Source organism: Pseudoalteromonas sp. RWi3 (genome assembly GCF_054960735.1).
This window is the reverse complement of record NZ_JBHNYL010000013.1, coordinates 57,672-74,484: the sequence shown is the minus strand read 5'-3', so window position 1 is coordinate 74,484 and position 16,813 is coordinate 57,672. Positions and strand designations below refer to the sequence as shown.

Below are 16,813 nucleotides of genomic sequence, written 5' to 3'. Positions count from 1 at the left end.
TATATTTATAAGTAATCTCTAATTTTTTCTGCTTGTTCGGCACTGTAACCAAGACCCAGCGCCACCTCATGTAACATCATTTTTTTGCGTGTTGTATTTGAATTTGTCATCACCCAATATTCACTATCTGTGATATTTTTTGGGTTCATACTACTACCACTATTAACAAGATCTTCTTTACTCGTCGCAAAATAAACCCGGTCACGGCCTTGTATATCAAGTACAGAAGAAAAACCGTCTTTATGGGTGCGGTGTAGTGCTGAAAGTATAAATAAAAAGCGTCCCACTACCCCTTTTTGCATCGCTAGTTCTTCTTTATTTAATACATTAAAGACACTAGCGCTTTTTTGCTGCATTTTCGTGACCGACGATACATCGCTTTGCTCTTTTTTAGCTTTTATAGGCGTTTGTTCATTAGGTTGTTCAGACACATCCAGCTTTTCTTTTGTATCGTTTGTTAAATGATTATCTGACGCTGTTTGTTCAATATCGCCGCTGAGGTTTAATAAACGACGCAAAATAGTTGATGCACTTTCGCCAATACTTTGCGTGTTACTCGCAATGTATTGATACAGCTCGTCGTCTATGTCAATTTTTTTCATGTGATTCCTGTCATTACGGGTCATATTATTTCTTTATCAATTTGATTATACCCAAACAAAATCTAATTCTCTATGCTTTGCAATTTGTTATTTCACTAGGCAAACTAAGCACACTTTTACTGGAGACCTAAATGCGACTTAATTATAAACAAACAGGCCAAGGTGAACCTGTTATTCTTATTCACGGTTTGTTTGGCTCACTTGAAAACCTCAATGTAATCGCTAATGCATTGAGTGATCATTTTTTAGTAACCAATATTGATTTACGCAATCATGGCCGCTCCCCCCATGATGCGACCATGGATTACCCTAGCATGGCTCAAGATGTTATAGAGTTAATGGATAACTTAAACATCGAACGAGCACATATTGTAGGCCACTCTATGGGGGGGAAAGTTGCCATGCAACTGGCTCATTTATTCGAAGACAGAGTCAATCGTTTAGTTGTGCTTGATATTGCTCCTGTTGCTTATGAGCCTCGACATACAAAAATTTTCAACGCATTAAAAAGTGTTGAAAGCCAAAATATTTCAGACCGTAAGCACGCTGATAAGTTAATGCAGATGGATATAGAAGAACTAGGCGTGCGACAATTTTTATTAAAAAGTTTAGCTAAAAATGAGCATGGTGATTTTCAATGGCGGTTTAACCTAGCCACACTTGATGAAAAATATGAAAATATTTTAGCTGATATTAAAGCAAATGATTCTTGTTTATGCGATACTTTGTTTATCAAGGGTAATGAATCTGATTATATTTTGCCTACGTATAGAGATGTAATTATGTCTCGTTTTACGAACGCAAAAGCAAAAATAATTCACGGCGCTGGACATTGGTTACATGCTCAAAAGCCTGATGCGGTTAATAAATCAATACTTGATTTTTTGCGCGCTACTAAGGCTTAAATTTTATCGTGTGTTTTTATACAAGCACACTAAATTATTATTATTTAGTGTGCTATAGTACGCGCCGTTTAATTTAAAGGTTATACGTTGATGGTCAGTCAGTTAATTAACGAATTTGATACCCTTGGGTTGTATTTTGGCTTAGCCGGTGTGTTCTTTTTTATCGGTATGGCTATTCAAGACGTACTCAAACGTGGCAGCGTTCCTAAATATGGTCGCTACATAGTATGGCTTGTACTTTTTTTAGGCTGTTCTGGGTTTATTGCAAAAGGACTTATACAAGTTTTTTGGCAAGGTGCGGGTGTAGGGTAATCTACCATGGCTAAATCTGAAACAGACAGAACAACGCTCGATCTATTTGAATACGAAAAGCGCCCAGGCCGCCCTAAAACGAATCCTCTGCCTAGAGATATTCAGTTAAAGGTCAATAAACGTAATCAAATAAAAAGAGATAAAGCACGTGGTTTAAAACGTGTTGAATTTAAAGTTTCATCGCAGTTGTATCAAGCGTTAAGCGATATGGCCGATGCACAGAATATTAGCCGTAGTGCACTGATTGAAACAATTTTACAAGAAAGATTGGCTATTGATAGATAGAAGGTTTTAAGTTCATGGCAAGTGTAGGTATTTTTTTCGGAAGCGATACAGGTAACACAGAGCACGTAGCTAAAATGATCCAAAAAGAATTGGGTAAGAAGCTAGTGGCTGTTCATGATATTGCTAAAAGCTCTAAAGAAGAGATTGCAGAATTTGATTTAATCTTATTTGGTATTCCTACTTGGTACTATGGTGAAGCACAATGTGACTGGGATGACTTCTTCCCTGAACTTGAAGAAATTGATTTTGAAGGTAAGCTTGTTGCTATTTTTGGTTGTGGCGATCAAGAAGATTACGCTGAATACTTTTTAGATGCCATGGGTATGATCAACGACATTGTCACTGAACGTGGTGCAATTATTGTTGGTCACTGGTCAACTGAAGGCTACGACTTTGAAGCATCTAAAGGTATGGCTGATGACAATCACTTTGTTGGTTTAGGCATTGATGAAGATCGTCAACCAGAGCTTACTGAACAGCGTGTAAAAGCTTGGTCTGCACAAGTATATGATGAAATGTGTTTAAGCGAACTCGCTGATTAATCAATTGGTTTTTAAATACACTTTGCTGGCTAGCATTTGAGCTTTCAGACTGTTTATTTAAATAGACCTTTGCACTTGATCGTTTTGCACGTTATTCTAGTTATTGCTAATGTGTCGTGCACACCTTTTATAGGTGTACCAGAGTAACCAATAAAAAATTGAGACAGATTTAATGACTGATCACAACTTGGAATTAAAAAAAGCCGGTTTAAAAGTAACATTACCGCGTATTAAAATTTTAGAGATTTTACAATCTCCAGATAACCAACACATCAGCGCTGAAGATGTTTACAAAATTCTGTTGGATTTAGGCGAAGAGATTGGCCTTGCAACTGTTTATCGCGTGCTTAACCAGTTCGATGATGCGGGTATTGTTTCTCGCCATCACTTTGAAGGTGGAAAATCAGTATTTGAATTATCTGGTAGCACTCACCACGATCACCTTGTGTGTTTAAAATGTGGCAAAGTTATTGAATTTGAAGATGAACTAATCGAGCGTCGTCAGGTTGAAATTTCTGAAGCGAATGGTATCAAATTAACTAACCACTCTCTTTATTTATACGGTGAGTGTACTGATACACAAGCGTGTAAAGCTTTCTCTGATAACCAATAATTCGGTTATTAGTACGTAATAAAAAAACCTGCTTAATGCAGGTTTTTTTGTATCAGTGTTTATTGAGCAGAATTATTTCTGCTCTATTTTAGCCCATGAATCACGAAGACCCACAGTTTGATTAAACACTAAAGTTTCTGATTTAGTATCACGGCTAAAGTAGCCTGTTCTTTCAAACTGAAAACCTTGAGCTGGTGTTGCTTTTTCAAGTGATGGTTCAAGCTTCGCGTTGGTTAGAACTACTAATGATTCTGGGTTTAGTGTAGTGGCAAAATCTTCAGCAGCAGCTGGATTTGGTACACTAAACAAACGGTCATATAAACGCACTTCAGCTGTTACTGACTCAGTCGCACTTACCCAATGAATTACACCTTTAACTTTACGTCCGTCAGATGGGTTTTTACCCAGCGTCTCAGGATCATAAGTACAGTATATAGTTGTAATTTCACCAGTTTCATCTTTTTCTACACGGTTCGCCTTTATTACATAAGCACCGCGCAAGCGCACTTCTTTATCAAGCACTAAACGTTTAAACTTATTATTGGCCTCTTCACGGAAGTCTTCACGCTCAATATAAAGCTCACGAGTGAAAGGAACATCGCGACGGCCCATTTCTTCCTGATTAGGATGATTAGCAACAGATAATGTTTCAACTTCATCATTAAAGTTTTCAATTACAACTTTAACAGGATCAAGTACAGCCATTGCACGCGGTGCATTTTCGTTTAAGTCTTCACGGATACATGCTTCAAGCATGCCCATTTCAACCATATTTTCTTGCTTGGTAACACCAATACGTAAACAGAACTCACGGATAGAAGCAGGTGTATAGCCACGACGACGAAGACCAGCAATTGTCGGCATACGTGGGTCATCCCACCCTTCTACGTGCCCATTTACCACTAAGTCATTTAACTTACGTTTTGACATAATTGTGTATTCAAGGTTTAAACGTGAAAACTCAATTTGCTGTGGATGACATTCAAGGCTGATATTATCAAGTACCCAGTCGTATAAACGACGGTTATCTTGGAACTCGAGTGTACATAACGAATGAGTAATACCTTCAAGCGCATCTGAAATACAGTGCGTGAAATCGTACATTGGGTAAATGCACCACTTATCAGCAGTTTGATGATGATGAGCAAAACGCACGCGATAAATAATTGGATCGCGAAGCACCATAAATGAGCTTGCCATATCAATTTTAGCGCGTAATACACACTCACCTTCTTTAAACTCACCATTACGCATTTTTTCAAATAAAGCGAGGTTCTCTTGTGGTGAAGTATCACGTGTTGGGCTATTTTTACCCGGCTCTTTTAATGTGCCACGGTACTCACGAGCTTGATCAGCTGTCAAAAAGCACACATAAGCAAGGCCTTTTTCAATAAGCTCAACAGCATAGCCATATAAGGCATCAAAATAGTTAGATGAATAATTAATTTCACCATCCCACTTAAATCCTAACCACTGCACATCTTCTTTTATAGAATTTACATAGTTGATGTCTTCTTTTTCTGGGTTAGTATCATCAAAACGTAAATTACACAGACCGTTATAATCTTGAGCGATTCCAAAATTTAAACAGATAGATTTTGCATGGCCAATATGTAAGAAACCATTAGGCTCTGGAGGGAAACGTGTATGCGTAGTCGCATGTTTCCCAGATGCTAAATCTTCATCAATACGGGTTCTAATAAAATTACTTGGGCGATTCTCAATTTCCGCCATAGGAGTACAATCCTCACATAAGTGCATGGTGATAAAACTAATGCATTATTACAAAAACAAACCTTAACATACAGTAATAGATTAAGGTTTCTTGCATATTATTAAAACTTCGAAGTAGCAGTAATTATTGATTATTCAATTGTAAGCTAGGAATGTAGATAATTTGTTCTAGCGCAATAAAAGAGTCATTGAAACACGTTAAAGTAGCACCATTATCGAAACGTAATTAGGGACAAATAATGGCTTCACTATCACAGCATCGTGTTTATATTCCAACCACCGCACGCGCAAACCAATACATTCTTGCTGAATTTAACCCAAGCAATGAGTTCTACGCAAATTTTACAGATCCTCAACAATGTTATGAGCGCTTATCACGTCAACTTTTTGCATTATGTGACGAATATGAACTGCATAATGTACATTTAATCGCAAATGACAAGTTGCCCGTTGTCAGGTTTCATGAGGAGTCTTATAACCTACAAACAGCTAAACAGATTTTATTTTTTTATAACCCTCGTTATCACGAAGCACACAAATGCTTTTATAACGAAGGTCACAAAAGTAAAAAAATTAGATTACTCTTTTTAGCAACAGGTGATGATCTTCGTGCCAACAGTGCAATCTTTCACGCTAAAGTGGTGAAAGTTCTTTCAGCACTACAAAATAGCATTCTTGAAGGGGAAGAACAGTTCAAAGTACGTGACCATCAGCATCTAACATATGATTTATTTGCTAAAGCAAAGGGCTGTAAAGAGAGCTACGGATATAAATTACGCGGCTTATATCAACGTTATCAAAGCAGGCATTGTTCTTTACCTAAAGAACATAACGAGATGACCTATGTGACATTTAGAATTCCAGTGACACGTATGCTCAAAACACAATTCCAACATTTAATGAATAAACCAAATTACGTTGACTTTTATAATCACTTTTACACGTTACTTGTTCAACAGTGTGAATCTAAGCAGCTGAACTTAGCAGCAATGGTTGCAAATGGCTGTATGCCTATTATACGTAACAGTCAAATTGATAAAAATGATAGCAATAGTGAACTACAAAAACTGAGTTTTTCTACTACAGACAATGTGCCGCAATATAGTCAATATTGGTTGGATGACAAACTTGTTGAAACGATGCACTTTGTAATTGTTGCAAGCGACAATGATGAACAAGGAGTTGGCCATGGCAGATTTATGAACAAAGTTGAAAGTGTGATCCGCGAAATGGTTGAACCTTTGGCTATAAACAAAGAGCGTCAAGATCTTACTGTCAGGTTTTTTCAGCACATTAGTTATTTCGAATAAACAGGCAATAAAAAACCCCATAAAACTGGGGTTTTTTTATTAACAATACTAAAGGCTGTTACTGTTTACGTTGCGCTTCTTTTTGCGCTTTTTTTGCTTCTTTGCGTTGTTGTAAAACAGCTTGAGCCTCATTACCAATGTGGCCTTCACCGCGTGCTTGCGCCAATTCTATTTGCTTTTGACGCTCAGCAAAGCGAGCACGTTGCTCGTCGGTTACATCATCAATACAGTGATGACATGACACCCCTTCCATATATTCAGGCTTTTGCTTTTCTTCTTCGGTAATTGGCATACGACACGCATGGCATTGATCGTAAGAGCCTTTTTGTAAGTCATGATTTACCGCAACTCGGTTATCAAATACAAAACACTCACCTTCCCACATGGTATCTTCTTTTGGTACTTCTTCTAAATATTTTAATATGCCGCCTTCAAGGTGGTATACCTCATCAAATCCTTGCTCTTTCATATAAGCTGTTGATTTTTCGCAGCGAATACCACCAGTACAAAACATAGCTACTTTTTTATGCTTTTCTGGATCGAGGTTTTCTTTTGCCCACTGTGGGAATTCACGGAATGTTTTTGTATTAGGATCAACTGCGTTTTCAAACGTACCGATTTCAATTTCATAGTCGTTACGTGTATCAACAAGGATAACCTCAGGATCTGAAATTAGCGCATTCCAGTCTTTTGGTTTAACGTAACTACCAACCACCTTTAATGGATCAATACCTTCAACACCCATAGTCACGATTTCTTTTTTAAGTTTTACTTTTGTACGGTAAAACGGACATTCGTCGTCATATGATTCTTTAGTAACAATATTGTCTAAATTTGGTTGAGTATCTAACCACGCCAGTAAATTATCAATGCCTTGGCGTTTTGCAGCAACAGTACCGTTGATGCCTTCTGCGGCAATTAACAAAGTGCCTCGTACGTCGTTTTGCTCCATTACATTAAGTAAAGGTTGGCGAAGTGCTTCAAAATCAGGTAGCGAAACAAATTTATACATAGCGCACACAACAAAGTGTTCACTGGTTACATTATCTTTATGGATAGCAGTCATGGTTTTCCTATTTTGCCTTTAAAACCCGCAAGGGGCGTTTACCGAATCGTAAATCCGGCGCATTGGGGCGCATATTTTACGCTTTTTCTTTTTAAATGCAAAAAAACCTATGATTGTCTGGTTTTTACTGTCAGCGATGCATAGGACTAAGCTATAATAGCGTTCAGATTTATGAAGATTTAAATTACTCATTTGGAGATAGACACTTTGCACTTTACTGATCTTGGCATTGATAACCGCCTTGAAACTCAACTTGCGCATCAAGGCATTACTCAGCCAACTGATATTCAGGCACACGCTGTGCCTACAGCTTTGGCTGGCCATGATATTTTTGCTCAATCTAAAACTGGCTCAGGTAAAACATTGGCATTTTTATTACCAGCCGTACAACGTGTAATGAAGCAAAAAGCGCTCAGTAAACGTGACCCGCGCGTTTTAATTGTCGCTCCAACCAGGGAGCTTGCCACTCAAGTTTTTACTCAACTTAGATTACTTATCGCAGGAACAAATATAAAAGCGCTAAAAATACTCGGTGGTGAAAACTTTAATGATCAAATAAAAGCGCTGAGAAATGACCCGCATTTTGTGGTAGCTACGCCGGGTAGACTCGCGGATCACCTCACTCAACGCTCGCTGCAATTAAGTGGCTTAGAGTTATTAATTTTTGACGAAGCTGACCGTATCCTTGATCTTGGTTTTACAGAACAACTTAAAATGATCAATGAATTAGCCAATCACCGTTTGCGTCAAACATTATTGTTTTCTGCAACGCTTGATCATGCACAAGTTGATGCCCTATCGCGTAACTTACTTAAAAAGCCAAAACAAATCATGCTCAGTGCTGCTAATGAGCAGCACTCTGATATCAAACAGAGTTTATATTTAGCAGATCACCTTGATCACAAAGAAGCGCTATTAGCGCACTTTGTAAAACAAGATGACGTTGGCCAATGTATTATTTTTACAGCAACGCGCGCAGACACAGCACGATTAAGTGAGCTTTTAAATAGTAAAGGTCTAAAAGCACAAGCCCTAGCTGGCGATTTAACGCAAAGTAAACGCCTTGAAATCATGGATGCCTTCAGCCGAGAAAACTTCAAAGTACTTATTACCACCGATGTTGCCTCTCGCGGTTTAGACTTATTAAGTGTCACCCATGTAATTAATTTTGATTTACCCAAACATGCAGAAGAATACGTTCACCGTATTGGTCGCACAGGTCGCGCAGGATTTAAAGGCACAGCCATCTCATTGGTAGGACCAAAAGACTGGCCTAGTTATAAGGCTATTAAATCATTTTTAAATGATGAATTAGAGTTCCACACTGTTGAAGGTTTAACCGGTAAATTTAAAGGTCTGCGGGATAAAAAACCACAAGTACAGAATAAAGTTAATGATAAAGTAAAGCCAAAAGCTAAAGCTGCACCTAAGCGAAAAGCTAAGCCTAAGAAGCCACAAGCCCCAATAAAAGCACCATTAAATATTGATGGTGATGCGCCTATGCGTCGTCGTAAAAAGCCAGAGCAGGAATAATTATGAGTTACCTTGGTACAACACAAACCTTATTTGTAAATGAAGTCAGTAATGAAGGTGCTTACCTTGATGGCCACGATTTAGGCGAAGTCTTTCTACCAAGCCATGAAATTAAACATGAGCTTGAAGCCGGTGACAGCATCAGTGTTTTTATCTTTTTAGATAATGCTAATTTACCGACAGCAACAACTAAAAAACCACACGCACAAGTGGGTGAATACGCCCTACTGCGTGTTAAAGAAATTAATAGCATCGGCGCTTTCTTAGATTGGGGTTTAGACAAAGATGTACTTGCCCCGTTTAATGAACAAAAGCCTCGTATGCAAGAAGGCCACTCCTACTTAGTACGTCTTTACTTAGATAACGCCAGCTCACGTATTTGTGCTTCTAGCAACTTTAATCGTTTTCTATCAAAAGATGAACCACAATACACAGCCCTACAGGAAGTTAATTTAATTGTGGCTGGCAAAACGGATATCGGCTACAAAGTATTGATTGAAGAAGCACATTTTGGTGTGGTTTTTTATAATATGGTATTTAAAAACTTATTTGTAGGACAAAAATTAAAAGGCTATGTTCAAAAAGTACGTGATGATGGCAAAATAGACATCATTTTAGAGAAACCAGGCATGGGAAAAGTCAGTGAGCTTGGTGAAAAAATCATGGATAAGTTAAAGCATGAAGGTGGTGTACTCGCAATTGGCGATAAATCAGATCCTGAACTTATCAAAAAAGTGTTCTCAACCAGCAAAGCAAACTACAAAAAAGCCATTGGCGGTTTGTTTAAGCAAGGTTTAATTGATATTGAAGCTAAGTCTATTAGGCTTAAGTAAGCTACGGGCTACGGGCTACGGGCTACGGGCTAACAAAATATTGTTATATCATGAAAAGAGTAAAGTGAAAGCTTTGCTCTTTTTTGTTTTTATAAGCCTCAATGGCAACTATGAGCGAGAACCGGACACTGAAAAAGTTAAATTTATTTCTGCTTTGTGAGTTGAAGCCTAACTTTGTCCGATAACATTATTAACCGCCGGTTTGGTGAAAAATAACAAGCTTTGAATTCATGCTATTTTAATTACTTGTTTACAAAAGTAATTATTGGTGAAATTATCAGGGTATGTGATATACGCCGCTTTGGTGTGTTATAAACCACCATCATCGTGTTCAATAAGATTGTTAAGTGTTTTGAAGAGGTTTCGTGGATTTATTAAATAGCAGAGAATGGGCTTTAGTTATTTGGTTTAGTGTAGCTATCTTATGCATCACATTTTTACCGAAAGCTGTTGGTATCAAAAAATCAATGATTGAAGTAGTTAAAGCATTTTTTGCTAAAAGTTTAATGATTATTTATGGTTTACTTCTTTTTTACCTTTTTGGCATAGTTTATTTATTGAATGATTTGGGGTTGTGGGAGAGCCATCAATTAAAGAACACAATAGTATGGCTTACTACTGTCGGTGTGTTTTCACTATTCCAAATTAATAAGATAAAAGAAGATAGAAACTTTTTTAAAAGAGCTATTCTTGATAATTTAAAATTAATAGCTGTAATTCAATTTTTTGTTGGAATATACACATTTCATATATTCGCAGAGTTAATATTACTACCCTTTTTATTCTTTATAACAATCCTTGTAGCCTTTTCTGAGCGTGATAAAGAGCACGCAAGAGTACACTCTCTGTTAAATGGGATTTTGTCTTTTTTTGGCCTTTTACTGGTCGCGTATTTTATTTATGGTTTATTTACGAATTTTGGGGAAGTTGCCAAGGAAAAGACTCCATATGATTTTTTTACACCTGTAATTTTAACTGTGCTTTATACTCCGTTTCTTTTCTTTATGTTGCTATATTCTGTTTATGAAGTAACTTTCGTAAGAATTGAATATTTTATTAAAAGTAAATTGATGAGGAGCTTTTTCAAAGTTTTGGCTGTTATAGTTTTTAATTACCGTATTGACTTGCTAGAGCGTTGGGCATCTTCATTGGTGCATGTTAATACTGAATCATTTCGTTCAATTTTATATTCAATGTATGAAGTATTTAAATTACGGAAAGCAGAAAAGTCGACTCATAATGTCCCTAAAAGTGAAGGTTGGTGTCCATACACAGCAAAAGACTTTTTAAAAGGAGAAGACCTAAATACTGGCTACTATCATCGTTCATTTGAAGAATGGTTCGCAAGTTCAGAAATGGTGGAGTTTGGTGACGGGATAATTCCTTGTGATATTACGTATTACGTTAAAGGTATTGAAAAGAAAGCTGAAAAATTGAAAATTAGTATTAACGTTAATGATGAATCGATGATAGATATTGCGCTAGAAAAACTTGTAAAAACATCGACTACATTATTTGAAAAAGCTTTAGGTGAAAATATTCCAGAGAATATATTGCATGATATAGGAAAAGGAGATGAAATATCTATCCAATATAAAGGAAAGCAGCTTAGCCTAATCAAAAGTTACTGGCCAGAACATCGTCTAGGTGGCTTTGATATTAAATTCGAGTTATCAAACACTTAATCGGGTAGCCGGAGGTCTCCTCCAGCCCCCACACCACCCATCATGCGCTGATTATTAATAGGAAGTGCAATGGGCGGCTCATCTCCCGTAATGAATATTGATCCAAATATCTCTCAATGACGCTAAATAGTCATTGCCTAGCGCAATGTTTATAGTACCTGTATTACTCTAAAGCGCATCGCCTCTTAACCTCTTTGTGAATAATTTACTAAGTTTTTTTGCACAAAGAGAAGGGAATGAGAAGTAAATGAGGGAAACTTAGCCCTCAGTATTGGCATGCTTAATAATCTAACACGAACAATAGTATAACAGGACAGACACATTTTTTTGCATAATTCAATGTATCAACTACTGTTGTTATATACAGTTTAAATAAAGTTGATATTTTATGACTCGCGCAAGAAAAAAGCTGATTGATTTAGCATCCACATCTTACTATCACTTAATCTCACGCTGTGTTAGGCGGGCGTTTTTGTGCGGAGATGATAAATATACAGGTAAAAACTTTGATCATCGACGGGAGTGGCTAGTAGATCGAATAAAGTTATTAAGTAGTGTATTTGCCATCGAAATTGCCGCTTATGCAGTTATGAGCAATCACTATCACCTTGTTGTGAACGTCAATAGACGTCATGCACTTGATTGGTCAGATGATGAAGTCATTAACCGCTGGTATCAGCTTTACAATGGCCATGTTCTGGTTTATCGCTACTTAAATGGAGGTGAGTTAGATAAGGTAAGTTTAATATTTTTTAATGAGAACATCGCTAAATGGCGCGAAAGACTCTATGACATTAGCTGGTATATGAAAAATCTCAATGAGTACATTGCCCGCGAAGCCAATAAAGAAGATAACTGCACGGGCAAATACTGGGAAGGGCGCTATAAATCACAAGCATTATTAGATGAAACCGCAGTGCTTAGTTGTATGGCCTACGTCGATTTGAATCCTATCAGAGCAAACATAGCCGATACGCTTGAAGGCAGTGATTTCACCTCAATTCAAGAACGTATAGCGCATTTCAAAGCCTTTACCACAGACACGGTTAAAGCGAATAAACCCTTCAAACAAAGAGATACTGTTCAGCATGAAAGTCAACCAGCACAGCTAAAGCCATTTGGTGGTAATCATATTAAAGGCACGATCCCCTTTGCCTTACTAGATTACATTGAATTAGTCGATTGGAGTGGCCGTCACATAGATCCAAAGAAAAAAGGATATATCAACAAGACTGTGCCAAAAGTGCTGCTCAATTTGAATATAGAAGAAGCGCACTGGCTTGAATCAATTCAACGTTTCAGACGGCAATACTCAAATTTTGCAGGCAGCAAACAACGGTTAAAGCAACAAGCTGCAACCAATGACGTTAAATGGTATAAAGGCGCAGGTTGAGACTGCGAGATTATTCAAGTGAATTATCAAAAAATACAATTAGGTATTGATAAAAATTAAACCTATAGAGCATATTTATTGCCTAAACCTCTTCCAAGCTACTCAACTCTGCGTTTTACAACAAACAGAGTGTAAAAATAATAACAACGTTACCCACGATGTGAGAGTCGTTAAATTTTTAACAACAAAATGTGCCTGTCCTTTATATTTTCTTATATTTTCTATTTAAGCCGCTATGTGTATTCGAACAAAGCCTGCTAATGTTCAGTAACATCTTAGTTTATTTATGCTTGCTACAAGCGCGAATAATTATAAACTAATTGTATGTTAGAGCGTATTTTTTGCCTTTACTACATACTTCCCTATTTCCTCACCGTTCTTTTTCTAAAAATATTAGGCTGCCAGCCAAAATGTAAGGCACCAAGTCTTAAAAACACAGTAACCAAAAGTGATCCTAAAATACACCATATGTAGTTTACTTCGAGTAAAAACAATGCAGCGTAAGTAAGTCCACCACAGAAACAGGTAGTGGAATATAGTTCATCACGCATTACTAGCGGCACTTCACGACAAATGACATCTCGCATTAAGCCACCAAAGATCCCTGTGGTCATGCCCATAGTGATAGCGACCATCATAGTCGTGCCTTCTAATAAAGCCTTTTCAATGCCTACTATATTAAATATAGCCATGCCAATTGCATCAACCAACAACATATAATAATTTGATACATCAGGGAGGTAGCGAATAAACATAACAGCCACAAATATAGAACCATAAGTTGCATATAAATAACTAGGTTCTGCAATCCAAAAAACGGGTTGATTCAGTAATATATCCCGTAAAGTACCGCCGCCAAGTGCTGTAACAGTACCAACAACTACCACACCAAAACCGCCAATATCTTTATCATGCCCAAGCAGAGCGCCAGAAATAGCAAAAAATGCGACACCAATTAAACTTAAAACATTAAAATATTCAGCTGTCATCTAGGCTTCCTTACCGATTTAATCATTCGCATTTTAATCTAGGGATAGTTTATTTACGCTGAATATAGATAAATTTATTAAATCAAATAATGGAGAAAGGTAGAGTATGCAAGCTACATCTATATGTGCATTTTTGTATTGTGGCAGCAGAATGAACGACGGCTATAGAACGCAGGGTTTTAACAGTATGATTGATCGAAAGTGTTAAAGGTATTATTTATAAGTTTTACGCGGAACCTTTTTAGGTCACTTGTTCGGCTATGAATATAAGTTGTGTGGAAATATTGGAGAACTCGTTATTTGATCAAGACTGATCTCGAAATCCAATCAAGGTATTATCGGTAAATATCAGCCACATCTATCACTAAATCTTTTAAACGCGGTATTGCTCAACTAAAACAATTTATTTTTATTGCGTTCAGCTTGTAACCTAACAAAGAACAAAGTAAAAACTTTGCTCTTTTTTCTTAGCATAAGTACGCGTTAATAAACGTTTGATTATTTTAACGAGGCATTAATTTCATTAAGAACCGCGACAGGATCTGCGGACTGTGTGATTGGGCGGCCAACAACTAGGTAATCACTGCCATCATCAATGGCTTGTTTTGGCGTCATAATGCGCTTTTGATCCCCTGCATCACTGCCTGCTGGGCGAATGCCTGGGGTCACAAGTTTAAACTCTTCACCTAGCTCTGCTTTCAATTTCTTCGCTTCTTGTGCTGAACACACTACCCCGTCAAGGCCAGATTCTTTTGCAAGTTTTGCTAAATAGATTACTTGCTCTTCTGGCGTTTTATCAACACCTAAACGAGTAAGCTCTGCCGCATCCATACTGGTTAACACTGTTACAGCGATTAAAAGTGGTGCATCATCTCCAAACTGCTCTAAAGCTTGTTTGGCTTTAGTCATCATTTCAACACCGCCACTGGCATGAACGTTAACCATCCATACACCCATCTTAGCTGCAGCTGTTACCGCTTTAGCTACTGTGTTTGGAATATCATGAAATTTTAAATCAAGGAAAACATCAAAACCTAGCTCAATGAGCTCTTTAACAAATGCAGGACCAAAATAAGTAAACATTTCTTTGCCGACTTTTAAGCGGCAGGTGTCAGGAGAAAGTTGTTTAACAAAATTTAATGCTGTTTGCTGATCATCATAATCAAGGGCTATAAGAACTTTTTTTGATTGTTCGAGAGACATAACTTTCCTAAAACGAATTGAAAATAAGTAAAATTAAAAACCGTCTAAGCCACGGCTTGGCACTATGGTTTCCCAATGTTTACACGACGGGCAAACCCAATAAATAGTATGGCTTGTAAATCCACAATGCTGGCATTGAAAAGCAGGCTTTGTGGCAATGTAAGATGTAACTAGATTATCGATCTGATCGAGAACATCTTTAATGTTGTGATTTTGCTTTGCTAATAATTGCAGTAAAAAACTAAAACCACGAATAGTAGGCTGACGCTTAAGACTATCAGTTAGAAACTTAATGGCCTGTTCTGTATGCCCCTGCTCTATAAGGGCTTGGCAATGCTTTATTTTTATTAACACACCGCCTTTATCTATTAATTGTAAAAGCAACTCATGAAATTGGTGTGTTAAGTTTAATTGGTGGTAGCTGTGTGCTAAATCTTCAATAAATAATGGTGCAAAAAAAGTAAAATTACAGATTAACTCACGCCAATAATATATTGCTTTAACATAATCTTCTTTTGCGAATGCTGACTGACCAAGCTCAAATAATGGTCTTATTGTTTTTTGGTTTAAGCTGATTGCTTTTCGCATAATTTGCGGATCGTTTTCAAGCAAAGCAGCTTCGCAATAAAAGTTTGCTATAGCTTTGAAATGTTGAGGCTTTGAAAACAAGTCGCTGTGTGCCTCAAACATGTTTATCCCCTTTTCCCACTCTCTTGTTTGAGCGTATAAGGTTAGGAGTGGATCAACGGCTTGTTCATGACTTGCTTTTACTAACCAGGCTAAATGTTCTTCAGCGCCATCAAGCATACCTGCCATAATATAATCTTCGGCAAGTTCTAAACGGCTTGCAGCAGCTTGCTGCTCATTCAAACTTGGGTGTTTTAAAAGTAGTTCATGAATTTTTATAGCACGGTCGAGTTCGCCTCGACGACGAAACATAGTGGCGAGCGTTGAGTAATGCTCAACAGAATCAGCGGCAACTTCAAGTAGATTAATAAGGTGTTCTAAACCTTGATCTTCCTCTCTATCAAGTAAAAACTTCAAGCCTTTACTGTATTCAGAGGTAATTTGGCGGTTTAATTGATGAGCTTGGTTTTTCGCACTGTTTTTACCCATAATCCAGCCATAACCAGCCGCAACAGGCAACAGCAAAAACAAAAGCTCAATCATAATTAAGTGTCTTTATTAGCAACAAACTTAGTGTTGTTTTTTTCAGGTGCTAACTTTTTCTTTAAGCGGTAATTTTGCCATTTTAATTGTGAAAATAGTTTAAAACTAATAAAACAACCAACGACAACACCTAAAGCAAAGCAGATACTTATAATCATAGCTAAAGGCAGTGTGTTACTGGCAATAATATAATTAATTTGTACTAACTGCGGATTCTGAGAACCAAGCACAAATGCAAATATCAAGCATATTGCTACGAGGATAATTTTTAATACTCGAAACAAGTAACTACTCCTGCTGGTAACTAGGCGATGCTCGCATTAACGCGATCTCTTAGCTCTTTACCAGGCTTAAAATGAGGTACGTGTTTACCATCTAACTCAACCGTATCACCTGTTTTAGGGTTACGACCAGTACGTGGTGAACGAAAGTGAAGTGAGAAACTACCAAAACCACGGATCTCAATGCGATCTGAGTTTGCTAATGAGCCGGCCATTTGTTCAAGAATTTCTTTAACGGCGTTTTCAACATCTTTCACAGGTACCTGAGCATGTTGTTCGGCTAGTTGTTCTATCAATTCTGACTTAGTCATAACGTTTCCTTAAAAAGAGATAAAGGAAGGGCAACACTGCCCTTCC

The 16,813-nt window shown here is 37.4% G+C and carries 18 protein-coding genes; 10 read left to right on the top strand and 8 right to left on the bottom strand.

What is annotated here, in order from left to right:
- Positions 1-5 precede the first annotated feature (5 nt).
- Positions 6-602 carry a replication initiation negative regulator SeqA gene (seqA, locus tag ACFI4Z_RS15105; protein ID WP_462671306.1) on the bottom strand — a complete coding sequence of 199 codons (597 nt, stop codon included), beginning with the start codon at positions 600-602 and terminating at the stop codon, positions 6-8.
- Between the two features lie 131 nt (positions 603-733).
- On the opposite strand from seqA, the gene ACFI4Z_RS15100 reads away from it, so the two are divergent.
- The 5 genes from ACFI4Z_RS15100 (at position 734) to fur (ending at position 3,259) form a co-directional block, all read left to right on the top strand.
- Positions 734-1,507 carry an alpha/beta fold hydrolase gene (locus ACFI4Z_RS15100; RefSeq protein ID WP_462671305.1) on the top strand — a complete coding sequence of 258 codons (774 nt, stop codon included), beginning with the start codon at positions 734-736 and terminating at the stop codon, positions 1,505-1,507.
- A 90-nt stretch (positions 1,508-1,597) separates the two neighbouring features.
- Positions 1,598-1,819, top strand: coding sequence for a DUF2788 domain-containing protein (locus ACFI4Z_RS15095; RefSeq protein ID WP_058558704.1), 222 nt, complete (start codon positions 1,598-1,600; stop codon positions 1,817-1,819).
- 6 nt (positions 1,820-1,825) lie between these two features.
- Complete coding sequence (gene ybfE, locus ACFI4Z_RS15090) at positions 1,826-2,104, top strand: LexA regulated protein (RefSeq protein ID WP_058558703.1); 279 nt, start codon at positions 1,826-1,828, stop codon at positions 2,102-2,104.
- Positions 2,105-2,118: 14 nt separating this feature from the next.
- Entirely contained in the window at positions 2,119-2,646 is a 528-nt protein-coding gene (fldA, locus tag ACFI4Z_RS15085; protein ID WP_099295926.1) for a flavodoxin FldA, read from the top strand.
- Between the two features lie 172 nt (positions 2,647-2,818).
- On the top strand, positions 2,819-3,259 hold the full coding sequence (gene fur / locus ACFI4Z_RS15080; protein ID WP_058558701.1) for a ferric iron uptake transcriptional regulator: 441 nt from the start codon (positions 2,819-2,821) through the stop codon (positions 3,257-3,259).
- Positions 3,260-3,331: 72 nt separating this feature from the next.
- Here the strand turns inward: fur and glnS are convergent, their stop codons facing one another.
- Positions 3,332-4,993, bottom strand: coding sequence for a glutamine--tRNA ligase (glnS, locus tag ACFI4Z_RS15075; protein WP_462671304.1), 1,662 nt, complete (start codon positions 4,991-4,993; stop codon positions 3,332-3,334).
- 239 nt (positions 4,994-5,232) lie between these two features.
- On the opposite strand from glnS, the gene ACFI4Z_RS15070 reads away from it, so the two are divergent.
- Positions 5,233-6,303 (top strand): DUF3083 family protein, encoded by a 1,071-nt coding sequence (locus ACFI4Z_RS15070; RefSeq protein WP_462671303.1) that lies wholly within the window; start codon positions 5,233-5,235, stop codon positions 6,301-6,303.
- A 58-nt stretch (positions 6,304-6,361) separates the two neighbouring features.
- Here ACFI4Z_RS15070 and trhO read toward each other — a convergent pair whose 3' ends face one another.
- Positions 6,362-7,369 (bottom strand): oxygen-dependent tRNA uridine(34) hydroxylase TrhO, encoded by a 1,008-nt coding sequence (gene trhO / locus ACFI4Z_RS15065; protein WP_462671302.1) that lies wholly within the window; start codon positions 7,367-7,369, stop codon positions 6,362-6,364.
- Positions 7,370-7,576: 207 nt separating this feature from the next.
- Between trhO and ACFI4Z_RS15060 the strand changes: the two genes are divergently transcribed.
- The 4 genes from ACFI4Z_RS15060 (at position 7,577) to ACFI4Z_RS15045 (ending at position 12,813) form a co-directional block, all read left to right on the top strand.
- Positions 7,577-8,902, top strand: coding sequence for a DEAD/DEAH box helicase (locus tag ACFI4Z_RS15060; RefSeq protein ID WP_462671301.1), 1,326 nt, complete (start codon positions 7,577-7,579; stop codon positions 8,900-8,902).
- Between the two features lie 2 nt (positions 8,903-8,904).
- The gene (locus ACFI4Z_RS15055; RefSeq protein WP_462671300.1) at positions 8,905-9,735 is read left to right on the top strand and encodes a CvfB family protein; all 831 of its coding nucleotides are present in this window, start codon (positions 8,905-8,907) and stop codon (positions 9,733-9,735) included.
- A 365-nt stretch (positions 9,736-10,100) separates the two neighbouring features.
- On the top strand, positions 10,101-11,420 hold the full coding sequence (locus ACFI4Z_RS15050) for a hypothetical protein (RefSeq protein ID WP_462671299.1): 1,320 nt from the start codon (positions 10,101-10,103) through the stop codon (positions 11,418-11,420).
- Positions 11,421-11,808: 388 nt separating this feature from the next.
- Positions 11,809-12,813, top strand: coding sequence for a transposase (locus ACFI4Z_RS15045; protein WP_462671298.1), 1,005 nt, complete (start codon positions 11,809-11,811; stop codon positions 12,811-12,813).
- 362 nt (positions 12,814-13,175) lie between these two features.
- Here the strand turns inward: ACFI4Z_RS15045 and ACFI4Z_RS15040 are convergent, their stop codons facing one another.
- From ACFI4Z_RS15040 to ihfB, 5 genes are all read right to left on the bottom strand, one after another.
- Positions 13,176-13,802, bottom strand: a complete 627-nt coding sequence (locus ACFI4Z_RS15040; protein ID WP_462671297.1) for a trimeric intracellular cation channel family protein — start codon at positions 13,800-13,802, stop codon at positions 13,176-13,178.
- Between the two features lie 498 nt (positions 13,803-14,300).
- A complete protein-coding gene (gene pyrF, locus ACFI4Z_RS15035) occupies positions 14,301-15,005 on the bottom strand; it encodes an orotidine-5'-phosphate decarboxylase (RefSeq protein WP_462671296.1) in 705 nt (234 codons plus the stop codon).
- 33 nt (positions 15,006-15,038) lie between these two features.
- On the bottom strand, positions 15,039-16,175 hold the full coding sequence (gene lapB / locus ACFI4Z_RS15030) for a lipopolysaccharide assembly protein LapB (protein ID WP_462671295.1): 1,137 nt from the start codon (positions 16,173-16,175) through the stop codon (positions 15,039-15,041).
- Between the two features lie 2 nt (positions 16,176-16,177).
- The gene (locus tag ACFI4Z_RS15025) at positions 16,178-16,459 is read right to left on the bottom strand and encodes a lipopolysaccharide assembly protein LapA domain-containing protein (protein WP_099295935.1); all 282 of its coding nucleotides are present in this window, start codon (positions 16,457-16,459) and stop codon (positions 16,178-16,180) included.
- Between the two features lie 20 nt (positions 16,460-16,479).
- Entirely contained in the window at positions 16,480-16,767 is a 288-nt protein-coding gene (ihfB, locus tag ACFI4Z_RS15020) for an integration host factor subunit beta (protein ID WP_099295936.1), read from the bottom strand.
- Positions 16,768-16,813: the final 46 nt, after the last annotated feature.

What these genes read in the sequence shown, in the direction of transcription:
- seqA (WP_462671306.1), bottom strand. Translation starts at nt 602, where the DNA reads ATGAAAAAAATTGACATAGACGACGAGCTGTATCAATACATTGCGAGT.
- ACFI4Z_RS15100 (WP_462671305.1), top strand. Translation starts at nt 734, where the DNA reads ATGCGACTTAATTATAAACAAACAGGCCAAGGTGAACCTGTTATTCTT.
- ACFI4Z_RS15095 (WP_058558704.1), top strand. Translation starts at nt 1,598, where the DNA reads ATGGTCAGTCAGTTAATTAACGAATTTGATACCCTTGGGTTGTATTTT.
- ybfE (WP_058558703.1), top strand. Translation starts at nt 1,826, where the DNA reads ATGGCTAAATCTGAAACAGACAGAACAACGCTCGATCTATTTGAATAC.
- fldA (WP_099295926.1), top strand. Translation starts at nt 2,119, where the DNA reads ATGGCAAGTGTAGGTATTTTTTTCGGAAGCGATACAGGTAACACAGAG.
- fur (WP_058558701.1), top strand. Translation starts at nt 2,819, where the DNA reads ATGACTGATCACAACTTGGAATTAAAAAAAGCCGGTTTAAAAGTAACA.
- glnS (WP_462671304.1), bottom strand. Translation starts at nt 4,993, where the DNA reads ATGGCGGAAATTGAGAATCGCCCAAGTAATTTTATTAGAACCCGTATT.
- ACFI4Z_RS15070 (WP_462671303.1), top strand. Translation starts at nt 5,233, where the DNA reads ATGGCTTCACTATCACAGCATCGTGTTTATATTCCAACCACCGCACGC.
- trhO (WP_462671302.1), bottom strand. Translation starts at nt 7,369, where the DNA reads ATGACTGCTATCCATAAAGATAATGTAACCAGTGAACACTTTGTTGTG.
- ACFI4Z_RS15055 (WP_462671300.1), top strand. Translation starts at nt 8,905, where the DNA reads ATGAGTTACCTTGGTACAACACAAACCTTATTTGTAAATGAAGTCAGT.
- ACFI4Z_RS15045 (WP_462671298.1), top strand. Translation starts at nt 11,809, where the DNA reads ATGACTCGCGCAAGAAAAAAGCTGATTGATTTAGCATCCACATCTTAC.
- ACFI4Z_RS15040 (WP_462671297.1), bottom strand. Translation starts at nt 13,802, where the DNA reads ATGACAGCTGAATATTTTAATGTTTTAAGTTTAATTGGTGTCGCATTT.
- pyrF (WP_462671296.1), bottom strand. Translation starts at nt 15,005, where the DNA reads ATGTCTCTCGAACAATCAAAAAAAGTTCTTATAGCCCTTGATTATGAT.
- lapB (WP_462671295.1), bottom strand. Translation starts at nt 16,175, where the DNA reads ATGATTGAGCTTTTGTTTTTGCTGTTGCCTGTTGCGGCTGGTTATGGC.
- ihfB (WP_099295936.1), bottom strand. Translation starts at nt 16,767, where the DNA reads ATGACTAAGTCAGAATTGATAGAACAACTAGCCGAACAACATGCTCAG.